12 protein-coding genes are annotated in these 16,940 nt (G+C 34.3%); 6 read left to right on the top strand and 6 right to left on the bottom strand.

Annotated features, from left to right (window positions below; translation table 11 throughout):
* Window positions 1–86 precede the first annotated feature (86 nt).
* Window positions 87–887 carry a TIGR00266 family protein gene (locus BLV91_RS12425; RefSeq protein ID WP_091433806.1) on the top strand — a complete coding sequence of 267 codons (801 nt, stop codon included), beginning with the start codon at window positions 87–89 and terminating at the stop codon, window positions 885–887.
* Between the two features lie 58 nt (window positions 888–945).
* Here BLV91_RS12425 and BLV91_RS12420 read toward each other — a convergent pair whose 3' ends face one another.
* The gene (locus BLV91_RS12420) at window positions 946–2,148 is read right to left on the bottom strand and encodes an AbiH family protein (RefSeq protein ID WP_175514006.1); all 1,203 of its coding nucleotides are present in this window, start codon (window positions 2,146–2,148) and stop codon (window positions 946–948) included.
* Between the two features lie 209 nt (window positions 2,149–2,357).
* Between BLV91_RS12420 and BLV91_RS12415 the strand changes: the two genes are divergently transcribed.
* Complete coding sequence (locus tag BLV91_RS12415; RefSeq protein WP_091433802.1) at window positions 2,358–3,140, top strand: alpha/beta fold hydrolase; 783 nt, start codon at window positions 2,358–2,360, stop codon at window positions 3,138–3,140.
* Between the two features lie 47 nt (window positions 3,141–3,187).
* Here the strand turns inward: BLV91_RS12415 and BLV91_RS12410 are convergent, their stop codons facing one another.
* From BLV91_RS12410 to BLV91_RS12395, 4 genes are all read right to left on the bottom strand, one after another.
* Window positions 3,188–5,950: a PD-(D/E)XK nuclease family protein gene (locus BLV91_RS12410; RefSeq protein ID WP_091433800.1), complete on the bottom strand. Its 2,763-nt coding sequence runs from the start codon at window positions 5,948–5,950 to the stop codon at window positions 3,188–3,190.
* A 63-nt stretch (window positions 5,951–6,013) separates the two neighbouring features.
* A complete protein-coding gene (locus BLV91_RS12405) occupies window positions 6,014–7,447 on the bottom strand; it encodes an OmpA family protein (protein WP_091433797.1) in 1,434 nt (477 codons plus the stop codon).
* A 133-nt stretch (window positions 7,448–7,580) separates the two neighbouring features.
* A complete protein-coding gene (gene kbl / locus BLV91_RS12400) occupies window positions 7,581–8,774 on the bottom strand; it encodes a glycine C-acetyltransferase (protein WP_091433793.1) in 1,194 nt (397 codons plus the stop codon).
* A 153-nt stretch (window positions 8,775–8,927) separates the two neighbouring features.
* Window positions 8,928–12,131: a UvrD-helicase domain-containing protein gene (locus BLV91_RS12395; protein ID WP_091434012.1), complete on the bottom strand. Its 3,204-nt coding sequence runs from the start codon at window positions 12,129–12,131 to the stop codon at window positions 8,928–8,930.
* Window positions 12,132–12,352: 221 nt separating this feature from the next.
* On the opposite strand from BLV91_RS12395, the gene rbfA reads away from it, so the two are divergent.
* Together rbfA and BLV91_RS12385 are read left to right on the top strand one after the other, a co-directional pair.
* Complete coding sequence (rbfA, locus tag BLV91_RS12390; RefSeq protein ID WP_091433790.1) at window positions 12,353–12,745, top strand: 30S ribosome-binding factor RbfA; 393 nt, start codon at window positions 12,353–12,355, stop codon at window positions 12,743–12,745.
* 1 nt (window position 12,746) lies between these two features.
* Complete coding sequence (locus BLV91_RS12385) at window positions 12,747–13,946, top strand: ABC transporter permease (protein ID WP_091433787.1); 1,200 nt, start codon at window positions 12,747–12,749, stop codon at window positions 13,944–13,946.
* Between the two features lie 240 nt (window positions 13,947–14,186).
* Here BLV91_RS12385 and dusB read toward each other — a convergent pair whose 3' ends face one another.
* Window positions 14,187–15,179 (bottom strand): tRNA dihydrouridine synthase DusB, encoded by a 993-nt coding sequence (gene dusB / locus BLV91_RS12380; RefSeq protein ID WP_091433786.1) that lies wholly within the window; start codon window positions 15,177–15,179, stop codon window positions 14,187–14,189.
* A gap of 493 nt (window positions 15,180–15,672) precedes the next feature.
* Here dusB and BLV91_RS12370 point away from each other — a divergent pair, with 493 nt between their 5' ends.
* Window positions 15,673–16,446, top strand: coding sequence for a glycosyltransferase family 2 protein (locus BLV91_RS12370; RefSeq protein WP_317039698.1), 774 nt, complete (start codon window positions 15,673–15,675; stop codon window positions 16,444–16,446).
* 124 nt (window positions 16,447–16,570) lie between these two features.
* Window positions 16,571–16,837 (top strand): hypothetical protein, encoded by a 267-nt coding sequence (locus BLV91_RS17300; RefSeq protein ID WP_317039699.1) that lies wholly within the window; start codon window positions 16,571–16,573, stop codon window positions 16,835–16,837.
* Window positions 16,838–16,940 lie beyond the last annotated feature (103 nt).

Below are 16,940 nucleotides of genomic sequence, written 5' to 3'. Positions count from 1 at the left end.
ATGTGTTTTAAAAACTATGATTCCATACGGTAAAAAAAACAAACAATTAAAAAAATCATCTTTTAAAAATCAATAAAATCAAAATTATGACAGCACACGAAATAGATTACCAGATTTTCGGCGAAGAAATGCAGTACGTAGAAATTGAGCTAGATCCGCAAGAAATCGTCATTGCTGAGGCAGGCAGCTTCATGATGATGGACAATAACATCCAGATGGAAACCATTTTTGGAGACGGCTCAGAACAAAAATCAGGAATCTTTGGCCAACTTTTAAATGCCGGTAAAAGAGTCCTAACAGGCGAAAGCTTATTTATGACCGCTTTTATTAATCAACATCACAGTAAAGGAAAAGTATCATTTGCTTCTCCATATCCTGGAAAAATCCTCCCTATCGATTTAACCGAATTTCAAGGAAAATTCATCTGCCAGAAAAGCTCATTCCTCTGTGCCGCCAAAGGTGTTTCTGTAGGAATTGAATTCTCTAAAAAATTAGGCCGTGGATTCTTTGGCGGTGAAGGTTTCATCATGCAAAAAATTGAAGGAGACGGAATGGCCTTTGTACATTCAGGAGGAACATTAGCCAAAAAAGAACTAAGAACAGGCGAAGTCCTAAAAGTAGACACGGGCTGTATTGTAGGATTTACCAAAGACGTTGATTACGACATCGAGTTCATTGGCGGAATCAAGAACTCTATTTTTGGGGGAGAAGGATTATTTTATGCTACACTACGTGGTCCTGGAACTGTTTATGTACAATCATTACCCTTCAGCAGACTAGCCGATAGAATCATCGCGTCAGCACCTAGAGCAGGTGGGAAAAGCCGTGACGAAGGTAGTTTACTTGGTGGATTAGGGAATTTATTGGATGGCGATAATCGTTTTTAAGAAATAATAACTTGCAAGGTTTTGAAAACCTTGCAGGTCTACAAAAGATCACTTTTCGTTAGATATAAATTTCATGTTTATAAAGTTTCTTGTTGAATTCGATGATAAGATTTTTATTATTTAATTCAACAAAAGAAAGCCGATCGTCTCGATGCATTTTTGAAATAGTTTCTTCTCCTACCACATTCAGTACATTTCTAATTTTACTATCTCGATCTTTAGAATCGTAATAAAAAACACATATTCTACATTTATCAAATCTATCCTCTTTTAAAAAATTAAACATATTTACGATGTAGTTACTATCGGACTTATCAAGTGAATGTCCAATAATATAAAAAACAGTCTCTTCATCATATCCTTTATTTTTTGAAGGAATTTCAATGAATTTTTTGTTAGAATTTTTTTTAATCTTTTGGAAATATTTGGTAAAGTCATAAGCTTTCTCAATCTTAATATCTTCTGAAATTTCACTAACTCCCAGCACTAAATTTTGTTTTTGACAATCCTCATTTACTTCTCCATGTAAATAAATTATTTTGGACTTATCAATATTATAAATGTTTTCTAATGTAGCTGTATAATTGAATGTATAAATCTCGGTCATTAAATGAAAGGGGACATTATCTATATTTGCTAACTCCCCATAAAAATTATAAACAACATCTACTAAATATCTATTGAAAATAATAATAAATTCTTCGAATGAACGAGACAAATCATGTAATATATCCTTGCTTTTAATTTCACGTTTTCTTTTATCTAAATATTTCTCTGTAACACTAAAAACTTCTTTATCATCAAATTTATGCTCAATAATTCCAAATAAATTAAAATCAGGATAATTAATAGCTACATCTCTAAAATTGTTAACTTTTTTCGATTGAGGGTTTTCTGATTTTATTAAAACTGATAGTTGTTTCAAAACATTTTCGACTTCAACCTCAAAATCAATCCAAGTATCAATCTCTAAAACTGTTGAGAAATATTTATACCATAAATTATCTTTCAACATTTCCTTAATTTTATTTAATTTTTCATGATTAAATAAAACATTCTCCACTTTATAATTATCTACGATTGCACTATAATCATTACTAGAATCCATCTTAAATTCGTGCCCAAATAATTCATCAAAAGAAACATCATTATCAAATTGATTGTTTTCAATTGTTTTCATCACAGACATAAAATGCTGATATTTTGTGGGTAAATGATGAAACAAATCAAATCCGTTTCCTGTAATTAAAATCTTGGCCATATCCAAAAAGTTGCTTTTCTCAAATATAGTCATTTCTCTTCTATGAACTTATATGACTTATATGGTTTGAAAAAAATCCTCCATGCTATTCTAAAAACTTATATGACTTATATGTTTTAAAAATCATCTCCCCTACTATCCTCAAAACTTACATGTTTTAAAAAAATTAAATCCCTAATTTTGCATTCGCTCAAAACTGAAACAAAAAAGTGAATCACATACAATTTAAAAATACAAGCATTGCCTACACGGACACAGGTAAAGGAACTGCAATAGTTTTACTCCACGGTTTTCTAGAAAACCAAAAAATGTGGGACAATTACATTGTCCCTTTTACTAAGAAAAATCGAGTAATCACCATGGACTTACTAGGTCATGGCGAAACAGAATGCTTGGGTTATGTGCACACTATGGAGGAAAATGCCGATGCTGTTCACGCCATCTTGGCTGAATTGCGCATCCGTAAAGCGATTCTCGTTGGCCATTCTATGGGCGGTTATGTAGCACTAGCTTTCGCCGAATTATACCCTGAAAATGTAAAAGGATTAGTTCTACTGAATTCTACCTCCAAAGCCGATAGTGACGAAAGAAAACTAAACCGAGATCGCGCCATAAAAGCAGTAAAACAAAGTTATATCGGTTTTGTTAGTTTGGCCGTAGCCAATTTATTCAGCGAAAACAACCGAGAAAGACTTGGTGAAGAAATTGAAAACACAAAAAAAGAGGCTTTAAAAACACCGCTTCAAGCAATTGTAGCTTCACTCGAAGGTATGAAAATAAGAGCTGACCGAGAAGTTTTACTGCATCTTACTCCTTACCCAAAAATGCTTATCCTAGGCGAAAAAGATCCTATTTTAGGATTTAAAGAAACCAAAGAACAAATTCAAAATACTGAAGTAGAATTAGTCACTTTCCCTGATGGTCATATGAGTCATATTGAAAATCAAGATGAACTGACTAAAGTATTATTACAGTTTTTTAAGAAGGTCTAAATAATTTCCTTTGCGAAATACCCTTGCGTTCTTTGCGGTTACAAAATCTATACTTTCTCCTCAAACGGAACACTAACATCCAAAATTTCATTTAAAAGCAAAACAATTTGCTCTAAATAATTAGCCATTACTTCCTCATTAATAATCATATTTACGTCTTTTTCTTCTTTAAAATTAAAAGGCAAAAATCCTGATTTCAAATTCTTGAACGAAATAATACCAGCTTCTATGGGTTTGGATTTTGCATTTTCTTCGTACATGTAAGCATAAGCCAAAACCTGAATAATTTTATCATTCTTGATCTCTTCTGTCAGTCCTTTCCAGGTTTTCAAAGTCACACTCGCTTTCTCTACCTTACCCGTTTTATAATCAATAATACGGATGGTTCCATTGCGTTCTTCAATTCTATCGACATTCCCTTTTATCAATACCGGAAACGGTAAACTTGGATGTGTTAAGGTTCTTTGAAACGTTTCCTCTAAAGCGAGTATTTTAATCGCATCGCCTGCTTTTATACTTTCTAATTCTACTTTTAAGAAATTAGAAACATTACGTTTAGCAACTTCAAATGCTAATAGGTTACGCCCTTTTTTAATCTCTCCTTCTTTGTAAACTGCCTTGAACTGCTTGAGTACCTCATCATCTATTTGCTTAAAGCAATTTTGAATATCGTGCTCAGTTATAAACTTCCCTATAAAAGGTTCGTACAAAACTTTCAAAGTTTCGTGAATAATCGTCCCTAAAGTATTCAAGGCGATATTCTCCTCCACTTCTTCGACTTCGCGAATGCGTAAAATCTTTTGGAAATAAAACTGAATCGGATTCCGAATATAACTTGTCAATGCCGAAGGAGAAAAACCAACAGTCGCAATTTCTTTCAACCGTGTCATCACTGCCTCTGATTTTTCAATAACCATGGGTTTATAGGCCGTTTCTGGCAGTACAGCGTTATAAATTTCGTGTGTTAAATTGTGATTGCTTTGCTTCTCTACTTCTAACTGTGTTATAAACCGACTTTTTTCTCCTGCATCCAGTCCTTCACTTTCGGTGTTATAAAGCAAATAAATATTTTTGGCACGTTGCAACAAATGGTAAAAGTGGTAGGTATAAATCGCATCTTTCTCTTTAAAAGTGGGCAAACCTAATTCCCTTTTTACATCATATGGAATGAAGGAGTTCTGTGATTTTCCAGCCGGAAACTTCCCTTCATTCATTGAAGTGACAATAACCGTATCAAAATCCAGCACCCGACTTTCTAAAACTCCCATAATTTGGAGACCATTTAGCGGCTCTCCTTCAAAAGAAACCTCAGCAAGGTCAATTACTTGTTTATAAATAGCGTGTAGTGTATCTATTTTATCAATATGTTCGTGTTGAGAATAATAATTAATCAGTTTGTTGATCACTTTAAAAATAGCAAACACAAAAGCTTTTGTAATTTTCTCCTCTTCATTGTCATTGCTCAAATTATCTTTAATTGTTAGCAATAAATTGGAAACAGTTTGCAAAACAGGAATTGAACCTTTTTCCCATTTTTCGAATAGTAAAAGAAACAAATCCGTAGGTTCAGGATTTAGCTCCATTACCTTTTGATGAGTTATAAAAGTATAATTATTTTGATTAATAATATTCACCAAGCCAGATGTTTTCGCGTATGGCTCCACTAATGGATGCGTTAAAATATCCAATACATCTTTGTAATACAGCACATAACTCTTTGCATTTCGAGACAAGGCATTTGTATGCATCTTGAATAGTTTAGCAATTAGAATTTGAGCTGGATTATTTTTACTAGAATATCCCATCGTAATATTCAAAGCACCAACAGTAGAAGGCAACGAATACAAAAGAGGAACCAAAAGATTTTCTTCTCCAAGTACAACCGCAACCTTGTCTAAGGTTGTGTTGGGGTTCTCCTTGATTAAATTTTCAATAATACTACCGGTGATCTTAGCCTGCCCAATAGTTTTTGGAGTACCAATGACCTGGATGTTCTTTGTCTGTGAAAAATCATCTACAATCCATTCAAAAGGGTTTGACTTGTAGTGTTTCCAGTTGGCTTTAAATCGCCTTAAAAACAAACCTGCATCGTGATATGGATCATTTAAAAAAGTTTGATCGGCATCCCAATATATTTTGGCTTTATCAGCAGCAATAAGATGTTGTATTATTTTTTCTTCAGAAGCATTCAAGGCATTAAAGCCTGCAAATACATACTGCTTATCAGTAACCGAATTGGAAAAAGGTATTAGATTCTCTACTGCTTGTCGGTAAATTAATCCTTGGTATCCGATTCCTTTTTTAAGTAAATGAGCATATAAAGATTGGTAATAATTAGGAAGTAATTTCCAAAAATCAATGTAGTTCTCCAGTAGTTGGGTTTTATTTTCGACTTCTATTCCCCATTTTTTGATATCCTCAATGTCTTTTAGGTAAGATAACACATGTGTAGGATCTAATAAATAGCGGTCAATTTCATTAAAGTCTTGCAACAGCATTTTTGCCCAGTTGGCAAATAATTCAAAAGATTGTTGACTTGACTTTTCTGTGACGGATAAATAGACTTCATAAAATTCAAACAACAATTCAATAGGATCTACAGTGCGAATTGCTGAAATATCTTGAATAAAATCTTCAATACTAATAATCTCTGGAGAAAGAATATTAGAACTCACTTGTTTTTTTAAGGCTTCGATTAAGAATATCTTAGCTCTTTTATTGGGTAAGACTACTATTGTATTTGATAATGAATCAGAGTAATCTTGAATTAAAACTTGTGCAATTTTGTCTAAAAAAGAAATGTTTATCATTTCATAAAAATAAAAAAACGCCCCGATAAATCGGGGCGTTTCTTATAAATATTTTAGAAAAATTTATTCTTTGATTAAAGAAATTTCAACTCTTCTGTTGTGTGCTTTTCCTGCAGCAGTTTTGTTAGTATCCATTGGTTTAGTTTCACCGAAACCAGTAGAATTCAATCTGTCTGCTTTGATACCATTTTCGATTAAGTAATTTTTAACCGCTGCAGCTCTGTTTTCAGATAAAGTTTGGTTCATTTCGTTACTTCCATCGCTATCAGTATGACCTTCAACTAAGAATCTTGAATAAGGATATTCTTTTAAGATTTCAGTGATTGATACTAAAGTTGGGTAAGTTTGTTTTTTGAACGACGCTTTTCCAGAATCAAACAAGATAGTTCTACTATACTCATTCAATTTCATCATAACAGCTTCTGATACTTCAGGACAACCTTTGTTAGCAACAGTACCTTTTACTTCTGGACATTTGTCATCTTTGTCTAAAACTCCATCTCCATCAGTATCTGGCCAAGGACAACCTGCGTTCTCTTTAGGACCTGCAACAGTAGGACATTTGTCATCTTTATCAGCAATTCCGTCTCCGTCAGCATCTGGACAACCTTTTAATGCAGCTAAACCAAATACATCTGGACAAGCATCATCTTTATCAGCAATACCATCTCCGTCAGTGTCAGGACAACCGTTCAATGCAGCTAAACCAAATACATCTGGACAAGCGTCATTACCGTCGATAATTCCATCTCCATCAGAATCAGGACAACCGTTGAATTCTTTTAAACCAGCAACTTCTGGACAAGCATCATCTTTGTCATAAACTCCATCTCCGTCAGTATCTTTTCCTCCAAATTTGAAAGTAAGACCTGCAGTATGTTGAAAATGTGAAGGTGCATCAGGTGTTCCTGAAGCATCTTCTCTATCTCCAAAAGATTTTTTGTAAGAAGACTCAAGTGAGAAACCAATGTTATCTGAGAACCAGAAAGTCAATCCAGCACCTGGATTTACTGTACCATAGCTACTATCTCCAAAGAAAGTATAACCTCCACCTACGTGTACAGAAGGATCAATAACTTTAGAGTTGATAAGGTTCATGAAGCTATATTTAACTGTAGCATCAATACCATAATACATTAAGTCACCTGGGTTAGAAACTACCATTCCTCTAGAATCACTACCTACTGCAGTAGGATCAAATTTCACGTATTTGTCAATTTTGTTTACAGAACCTTGAACTCCGAAAGAGAAATTATCTCCTAAGTATTTAGATACACTGATATAAGAAACAGAAGGAAGAACATTCCAATTATCTTTCACCGCGAATGGTTGAGAAAAATGCTGTTCGAAAAAACCAGTGTCATTACCAGCACTAGTTCTAGTGTCTACGGCATTAACTCCAAAAGAGACTGCCCATGGGTTGTTACTGTCTTGTGCGTGAGAGCTTAACCCCATCACCATCATTGCAGCAACTAAAATTTTGTTAAGATGTTTCATACTTAATATTTTTAATTACAATTTAGTTAATTACACACAAAAGTAACGCGTAAATTATTAACTACAAAAGGAAATGTTAAAAAAAACTTATAAAAACCACGAAAAGTGGAAATTATATAACTTTGGAATCTAATTACACAACATTTAAAGAGCGTCCAACTTCAATAAAGGCATTTATAGCCTTATCCAAATGCTCTTTTGTATGTGCTGCAGACAATTGCACACGAATTCTTGCTTTATCTTTAGGCACAACTGGGAAAAAGAAACCAATTACATAAATCCCTTTTTTCAGCAATTCATCAGCCATAGTTTGCGATAATTTAGCATCATACAACATTACAGGTACAATTGCCGAATCACCTTCAACAATATCAAAACCTGCCTTTTTCATCCCTGCTTTGAAATAATCGGTATTCCATTCTAATTTATCTCTTAAAGTAGTGTCTTTCTCTAAAAGCTCAAAAACTTTAATCGACGCACCAACAATAGCAGGCGCCAATGAATTTGAAAACAAATAAGGTCTTGAACGCTGACGTAACAATTCGATTATTTCCTTTTTAGCCGTAGTATAACCTCCCATTGCTCCACCCAAAGCTTTTCCTAGAGTTCCAGTAACAATATCTACTCTTCCCATTACTCCTTTTGCTTCAAGAGTTCCTTTTCCAGTTGCTCCAATAAAACCAGCCGCATGACATTCATCAACCATAACCATGGCATCATATTTATCAGCTAAGTCACAAATTTTATCCAAAGGCGCCACAACACCATCCATAGAGAAAACTCCATCTGTAACAATGATTTTGAATCTACTCCCAGCTTCATTCGCCTTGATTAGTTGTTGTTCCAAATCCTCCATATTGCTATTTTCATAACGATAGCGTGCTGCTTTACACAAACGCACTCCATCAATAATCGAAGCATGGTTTAAACTATCAGAAATTATTGCGTCCTCTGCTCCAAACAATGGCTCAAAAACTCCACCGTTGGCATCAAATGCTGCAGCGTATAGAATCGTGTCTTCTGTTCCATAAAATTCTGAAATTTTTCTCTCCAATGTTTTATGAATATCTTGCGTCCCACAAATAAAACGCACAGATGACATTCCGAAACCATGAGTATCCATAGCATCTTTAGCTGCTTGAATAACTTCTGGATGTGATGACAACCCTAAATAGTTATTGGCACAAAAATTTAAAACAGTTTCACCTGTAGAAATGGTGATTTCTGCACCTTGAGGAGAAGTGATAATTCTTTCTTTTTTAAAAATCCCGTTATCTTCTATCGTTTTAATTTCGTTTTGAAGATGTTCTTTAATTTTTCCGTACATAATAAATTGGTGTATTTTGTTTAAAGTTTAATTTGTTTAAGGTTGCTCTAAAGCTATAGACTTTGTGAAAAATCTAAAAGTAAATAACTATTGTTTTTTCATCAGTTGCATAGCTTTTAGTATTTACTTTTTTGCGAATAATTCATTTTTACCCTACAAATTTACTACATCGATTTGTTTTCCTATATATATCAATGCTTTTTTTACGACTTTATAACCCATTAACTCAATTGCATTTTGGTAATTCTCTAGTTGCTTTTGATATTTTGCATTATGAACACCTGTTTTATAATCTAGCAAATAGACTTCATCTTCGCTATTAACAACCATTCTGTCAGGTTTTATAGTACTTCCTTCTTTTTGAATAATAGTTTGTTCATTTAAAACAGTATTCCCTTCTGCAAAGAACAATTCCAATTCCTTATGATTAACAATGTCCTGAATTGTTTGGCAAACCAACTCTTTCTGTCCATAATTAATCAATCCATTTTCAAGCGCTTTTTCAACAGCCAATGCTACATCTTCTTTTATTTTTACAAATGATAGAATTTCGTGAACTACATTTCCGTACTCGATTGACTCTTGTTGATACGTTCCCCACATTAACGCTTCTCTTTGTGCAATTTTTATGTTTTTAGGATTCAATGTTTCTGTTACGACTTCAATCTTTTTTGAAGTATCCACATGCTTAGAAGCAGAAGATAATTTTGTTGGATTTCCAAATTCATATTCAAATTTATCATCCTCAAAACCATCCTTACTATTCAAATAATTAATAAAGAAAGTCGACATATTATTAGTCTTTACTTCGCCTTTACTTGTCAAATTCACATTCGAAATAATATACAATTGTTCTTCTGCACGTGTTAAAGCCACATACAGAACATTAACATTATCCAGTAATTCTTCTTGTTTTTTTAAATCATAAACTGATTTTGCTTGCTCCCCAAAACCTTCTACAGCACTACTATTGTCAATTAAAACCTTAGGCAACCCAAAATCCATTTCAGTTGCTTCTAACCATAATTTATCTTTTGGTTTTCGGCTATAATCTTCCTCGGCAAATGGCATAATCACCACAGGAAACTCCAATCCTTTTGATTTATGAATGGTCATAATACGTACTGCATTATTCCCTTCTGGTGATGGAATACTAAACTTCTCGGCATTCTTATCCCAGAAATTCAAAAAATCAGCTATTCCGGCTTGGTTCCTAACATCTCGCTCCAATACAATATCAAGAAAATACTGCACATATGCTCCGCCGCCTTTGGCGAGATTTGGCGATAAAAATTTAGTGATTACGACTTCAACCGCTTCATACAATGATTTTTTTCGAATATTTTGAAACGAAAGTGAAATATCAAAACTCGTGAGCCAATTCTCAAGATCTAGTTCGTTTTTATGCTCCATTCCTTGAGCAATAAAATCATGAACAGCTAATTTGTCTTGAACATGCTCCGCTATGTAATGCAAGAAATAGGCTTTCGCTTCTAAGTCGGCATTGTTTTTTAAGTACTTTAATAAATGAATAATCAAGCGGACTTCAGTTGCATTTTGAATCATCAATGTTTCTGATGATAAAAGCGGAATGTTTTGCTCCGTTAGATAATTGGCGATAGCGACACCTTGACCGCGCTTACGAGTCAGAATCACAATATCTTTGTATTCAAAACCTTCTTTAAGCACTTTTTGAATTGTATTTAAAGTGGCTAAAACGAATAGTTCTGTTTTATCCAGCGCTTCTTCATCCTCTTCGGTCGTTTCTACTTTTGGAATAAAAGAGATATTTACATAACCTCCCGTTTTATTATTCGTTTTTTGATGACTGTGATTTTCATATAAATCTTTATAATCTGGATGCTCAAATTCTCCTGAAACCAGTTTAAAAAACTCATTATTAAAATCAATTACTTGCGAATAGCTACGGTAATTTTTATCTAAATGCTCTAGTCTTTTATCTGGATTATTGAACGGATTGTTATCTTTACTCAACTCTATAAACTGCTCTGCTTTTCCACCACGCCAGCGGTAAATAGACTGCTTAGGATCTCCCACAATCATCAAAGTCCCTTTTTCTCCAAAATCGTCTTGTCCTGAAAGCGCATTATCAATTAGCGGAATCAAGTTTTGCCATTGCATCTCAGACGTATCCTGAAATTCGTCAATAAAAAAATGACGATAGCGCTCGCCTAGTCTTTCATAGATAAAAGGCGCAGGCTGGTTTTGAATTTCGCGGTGAATGATCGCGTTAAATTCGGTTATGGAAAGTACGTTTTGCTCTTCTTGAATTTTGGCCAATTCATTGCTCACCGTATTCAGTAATGAAAGCGGGGTTATATTTTTGAGAAAGGCTTTATAGAAATCTCTTTTTTCGAAATTTTTATAAATCGTTGCTAGAATTTGGATTAATTCAGGGATTAGATTTTCTATTAAAGCACGGTATTTAGCTGTTTTGTTAATTGCAATATCATCAAACTCGCGAAAGGTTTTATTTTTCGGATTGAATTTTCCGTCGCGAATACTCATTAAATGATTTGGGAACGTGCCTCTCGAAAACGATTTTAAATCAATGCCATTATTTTCAATTAGTGCTAAAGCTGCTTGCCCGAATTCGGCATTATCTTTCTCTAAAACTTTGCAGCTTTCTATTAATTTCTTTTTTATCTCGACAAAGTCGGCAATGGTTTTATCATGAAAATGAGTGATTTCAGAACGATGATTTTCATTAAGCACCAAGCGGCCCGTATCGAGAATTTCACGTGAAATATCCCAAGACTTGTCGTCATCGGTTTTTTCCATTGTAAAATCAATGAGCAACTTGGTTAGCGTTTCGTCTTCTCCAGCTTGTGCAATGATCGCATCTACAGCTTCTATCAATAAATTTTCTGTATCTAAAGTTACCTCAAAAGTCATGGGTAAATTAAGATCATGCGCAAAAGCACGAATTACTTTGTGCGTAAATTTATCAATAGTTGAAATATCAAAAGCGGCATAATTATGAATAATATGCTTGATGATTTGCTGGGATTTAGTTTTGATTTGGATAATGGAAAGGCCAATTGGTTCTTCGCTCCATTCTTCAATATTATTTTCTTTTCGTTTGCCGTTAACCAAATCCTGCATTAAATCCTGTGCTTTTTGTGAAGGTTCGTCTTTGGCAAATTCAGACAGACTTCCTACAATACGACTTTTCATTTCGTGTACCGCTTTATTGGTAAACGTAATGGCAAGAATATTTCTATACGCATCATTTTTGTGAGCTACCAAAATAATCTTTAGGTATTCTTTGACAAGTGCATACGTTTTGCCGGAACCTGCGGAAGCGTCATATATGGAGAAAGAAGGTCTTTGCATCTGGATTTTAGATTTCTGATTAACGATTTTAGATTTCTGATTTAAACTCAACTTCCTAATTTCCCAAAAGCCCTAGCCCTGATGGAAACGGCATCCTTTACTGACGGGGTTCGGCAGGAAAGATATAGTGTACAGCAGGAAAAAGCTCCTAAAAACACAACTATTACTAGCTAGTTTTTAAAATTTGTTTGTTTAATGTTTAAAAGTAGTATTTTTGCACTATGGAAACAAATAGACAGAAAAAAATAGGTGGGGTTATCCAAAAAGATTTGGTAGACATTCTACAAGGTGAAGTGAGAAAAAACGGAGTAAGTAATTTAATTATTTCGGTATCCAAGGTTACTGTAACAACAGATTTATCAGTGGCTACAGTTTATTTAAGCGTTTTTCCCCAAGACAAAGCAAAAGAGATTTTAGAGGCTGTTAAGTCAAATGCTAAAACAATAAAACACGATTTATCACAAAGAGTACGTTTACAATTGAGAAAAGTACCTAATTTGGTTTTCTTTATTGATGACTCTTTGGATTACATTGAAAAAATTGACAATGCCTTATCAAACAGAGACAACCCAATTGAAAACAGGGATCTTTTAGATAAACGCAAGCTGATATAATTTGAATTTTTCCCTTTACATAGCCAAACGTTACATACTAAGTAACAGTAAAAACAATGCCATAAATATCATTAATCGCATTGCGAGTATGGGAATCATTGTGGGTGCAATGGCTTTGTTTGTGGTGCTTTCGGTTTTTAGCGGTCTGAAAGTTTTTAGTCTTTCCTTCTCGAATGATATTGATCCAGACTTAAAAATAAGCAGCACTTTAGGGAAATCATTTTTTGTTTCTCCAGAACAGGAAGCAGAAATAAATAAAATTGAAGGTGTTGCATCATATTCTAAAATAATAGAGGAACGCGTTTTGTTTGTTTTTGACGACAAGCAGGAAGTTACGTATTTGAAAGGTGTTGACACCACTTTCAGTACCGTCAATGCCATTAAAAAAACACTTTATAACGGCCAATGGCTTGAGCCGGACAGCTACCAGGTAGTTGTAGGTTACGGAATTGCTCAAAAATTCTCGATGGGCTTGCTTGATTTTAATAAAAATCTAGAAGTACTGGTTCCAAAACCAGGAAAAGGCACTGTAGAAAATGCGGAACAGGCATTTAACAAAAGTGATGTTTTTCCAGTAGGAATTTACGCCATCAGTGAAGATCTGGACTCCAAATATGTTTTCGCCGATTTAGGTTTAGCCCAAGAATTACTAGAATACAAAACCAATCAGATTTCAGGAATTGAACTTAAAGAAAAAACGGGAGCCGATGAAGATGCAATTATTGACCAACTGCAAACCATTTTCAAAAATAAAATTACAGTAAAAAACAGAGCACAGCTCAACGAATCCTTATACAAAATGTTGAATACCGAAAATATTGCGGTGTATTTAATATTTACTTTGGTGATAGTTGTAGCCCTTTTCAACTTAATTGGAGCGTTGATTATGATGATTTTAGACAAAAAAGGCAATCTTAAAACGCTTTTTAACCTAGGAACTGAAATCAAGGATTTAAGAAAGATATTTATGCTTCAAGGAACGCTATTGAGTGTTTTTGGTGGGATTATCGGACTGACATTAGGAATTGCTATTGTGCTCTTACAGCAGCATTTTCAACTAGTTATGATCACACCAACACTAGCTTATCCTGTTGTTTTCAGCTTAGAAAACGTATTGATTGTTATGGGAACGATTGTCATCCTTGGCTTTATTGCTTCATTGATAGCAAGCAGTAGAGTGAGTAAGAAATTGCTGGAATAAAATTCCCTATTGAGGATTAACGATTTCAGATTTAAAAAAACAAAACACGAATTCAACTAATTTGCACGAATTAATTTGTGCAATGTATCTATGATAGAGACGCACTGCAGTGCGTTTCTACTGCGCGTTTCTACGTTGAAAACACTATCGTTTTATTATAAAAAACCCGACAGGTTTTTAAAACCTGTCGGGTTTGAAAATTACATGATTAAAAATCACATATATAATAAATTATTGTTTTTATACAACCTCGTAACCAGCGTACGCCTGTTCGATTTCATTTAAAGCCGCAAACAATTCCTCTGGACGATCTAAGGTTACCAACTTTTGTTTAAAAGGTTTGAAAGAATGAATTCCTTTGAAATAATTAGTATAGTGCGGACGCGTTTCCACAATTCCTAATCTTTCACCTTTCCATTCCATTGCCCAAGTCAAGTGGTTGCGCACTGCTTCTACTCGATCAACAACTGTAGGTTTAGCCAAATGTTCTCCAGTCTTGAAGTAATGTTTGATTTCGTTAAAAATCCAAGGATATCCAATAGCGGCACGACCAATCATGATTCCGTCAATACCATATTCGTTTTTATATTGTAATGCTTTTTCAGGACTATCAATGTCTCCGTTACCAAAAATAGGCATCGTAATTCTAGGGTTGTTTTTTACTCGGGCGATATGTGACCAGTCAGAATGACCTTTGTACATTTGAGCACGAGTTCTAGCGTGTATGCTCAAAGCAGCAACACCAATATCTTGCAACCGTTCCGCAACCTCATCAATATTGATCGAATTATCATCCCATCCCAAACGCGTTTTTACCGTTACTGGTAAATGCGTACTATCAATAACGGCTTTCGTCAAGCGTATCATCAAGTCCACATCTTTTAAGACTCCTGCACCTGCGCCTTTACAAACGACTTTCTTAACCGGACAACCATAATTGATATCAATTATATCTGGGTTTACAGTAGAAACAATTTTAGAAGACAAAGCCATTGCTTCCTCATCTCCTCCAAAAATCTGAATTCCAACTGGGCGTTCGTAATCGAATATATCTAATTTCATTCGGCTTTTAATAGCGTCACGAATCAATCCTTCAGAAGAAATAAACTCAGAGTACATCATATCAGCACCATGCATTTTACACAACCTACGGTAAGGTGGGTCGCTCACGTCCTCCATAGGAGCGAGAAGTAAAGGGAAATCCGGTAATTCAATGTTGCCAATCTTAATCATCTGCTTAAATTTTGTGCAAAATTACAACATTTAAGCGAATAGATACTCTAAGTATGGAATTGAACGTGATTTTATACTTTAAAAAGTGCTTTTTCTAGTATCAAAAAAGTGAATTGGCTTTCTACTCATCGGATTATAAATCAATGGATTCAGGATTTCTTTGGTGGTAAATTCAATTTTTGGACTCACTCTTAGCTTAGCTCTGAAATGGTCTTTTAGCTGTTGCAAAAAAGCATCTGATTGTTCCTTAACGGCAATTTTTATCAGAATCTCTTCTGTTCTTAAAATGTTAGTGGAAATTTCAATAATATGGCTTTCAATAGACGAGAAATTAAGTATAACGTCCTTTTTGCATCAAAAATAAATGGGAAATAGCACAAAATTGTGCCTTCTTCGAGAGCAAAGGAAAAAATAAGCATTAGTTTTGATTCAGAAAACAATATTTTTGTTGAAAGGGTATTAATCTAGTATAAAAAGTAAAAAAAACAGTAAAATGGAAGTTGTTTTGTCTGAAATTGATAGAATCAATCAAATGAAGGTTTGTGTTATTATACCCACGTATAATAACGGCAAAACTTTAAAGCGCGTTTTAGATTCGGTTTTACTTTATACTTCAAATATCATTATTGTTAATGATGGTTCCACTGATGAAACAGCACAGATTCTGGAAAATTATACTCAGCACGTTCAGATCCATTTTTCCAAAAACAGAGGAAAAGGGTTGGCGTTGCGAGCAGGCTTTAAAAAAGCACTAGAACTGAATTGTAATTACGCCATTACGATAGATTCTGATGGACAGCATTTTGCATCGGATATCCCGAAATTCAGCGATTTCCTGGAAAAGGAAGAAGATGTGTTGATTATAGGAAGCAGGGACATGATGCAGAAAAGCGTTCCTAAAAAAAGTAGTCTTGGCAATAAATTTTCTAATTTTTGGTTTCGGTTTGAAACTGGAACCCGAATGGAAGACACCCAGTCAGGCTACAGACTATATCCGTTACGACAAATACCGAAAAAATATTTTACCAACAAATTTGAATTTGAAATTGAGGTTATTGTGCGTTCCGCTTGGAAAGGCATTAAGGTGGTAAACATGCCTATCGGGGTTTTATATGATCCAAAGGAAAGGGTTTCCCATTTTAGACCTTTTAAAGATTTTACACGGATAGGTATTTTGAATACCGTTTTCGTTGTTATTGCATTAGCTTATATAAAACCACGGAACTTTTTCCGTGGTCTACAAAAAAAGGAATTAAAAAATTCCTGACCGAGAATATTTTGCAGGGGAATGACAGCAATCTAAAAAATCACTCTCTATTGCTTTAGGAATTTTTATAGGAATTTCTCCATTTTGAGGATTTCAGACAATTACGGTCTTGTTTTTAGCAGTTGTGTTGAAACTAAATAAGGCCATCTCGTTTACCTTTTCAAACATTAGCTTTCCGCCGATGATTCCTTTCATAATATATGGATCATTGAGATTAGGAGGTGAATTTATTCATTCTGACAGCCCGTCCTTTTTGGATAAATCGATTACTTTTACTTATCAACAACAATATTGGCCAATATATTCTGGGCAGTTTTTTAATGGCTACAATCATGGCAGTCACCTTCGGCCTTTTGGGTTATGTCTTGATGACTTTTTTTGGTGCAAATAAAAACATAAAGAATGCATAACTTTTTAATTACGATCTCCACGTTTTCCACTAAACACAAATTTCTTTCTTTTGGAATTTTATTTTTCTCATGCTTTTATTTATT

It is taken from the genome of Flavobacterium degerlachei, assembly GCF_900106645.1.
GTDB classification, from domain to species: domain Bacteria; phylum Bacteroidota; class Bacteroidia; order Flavobacteriales; family Flavobacteriaceae; genus Flavobacterium; species Flavobacterium degerlachei.
Note: the sequence above shows the minus strand (reverse complement) of the source record. Positions and strands in the feature narration are given on the sequence as shown.

Coding starts and splice junctions, on each gene's coding strand:
- BLV91_RS12420 (WP_175514006.1), bottom strand. CDS start 2,148: ATGGCCAAGATTTTAATTACAGGAAACGGATTTGATTTGTTTCATCAT.
- dusB (WP_091433786.1), bottom strand. CDS start 15,179: ATGATTAAGATTGGCAACATTGAATTACCGGATTTCCCTTTACTTCTC.
- rbfA (WP_091433790.1), top strand. CDS start 12,353: ATGGAAACAAATAGACAGAAAAAAATAGGTGGGGTTATCCAAAAAGAT.
- BLV91_RS12370 (WP_317039698.1), top strand. CDS start 15,673: ATGGAAGTTGTTTTGTCTGAAATTGATAGAATCAATCAAATGAAGGTT.
- BLV91_RS12410 (WP_091433800.1), bottom strand. CDS start 5,950: ATGATAAACATTTCTTTTTTAGACAAAATTGCACAAGTTTTAATTCAA.
- BLV91_RS12405 (WP_091433797.1), bottom strand. CDS start 7,447: ATGAAACATCTTAACAAAATTTTAGTTGCTGCAATGATGGTGATGGGG.
- kbl (WP_091433793.1), bottom strand. CDS start 8,774: ATGTACGGAAAAATTAAAGAACATCTTCAAAACGAAATTAAAACGATA.
- BLV91_RS12395 (WP_091434012.1), bottom strand. CDS start 12,131: ATGCAAAGACCTTCTTTCTCCATATATGACGCTTCCGCAGGTTCCGGC.
- BLV91_RS12425 (WP_091433806.1), top strand. CDS start 87: ATGACAGCACACGAAATAGATTACCAGATTTTCGGCGAAGAAATGCAG.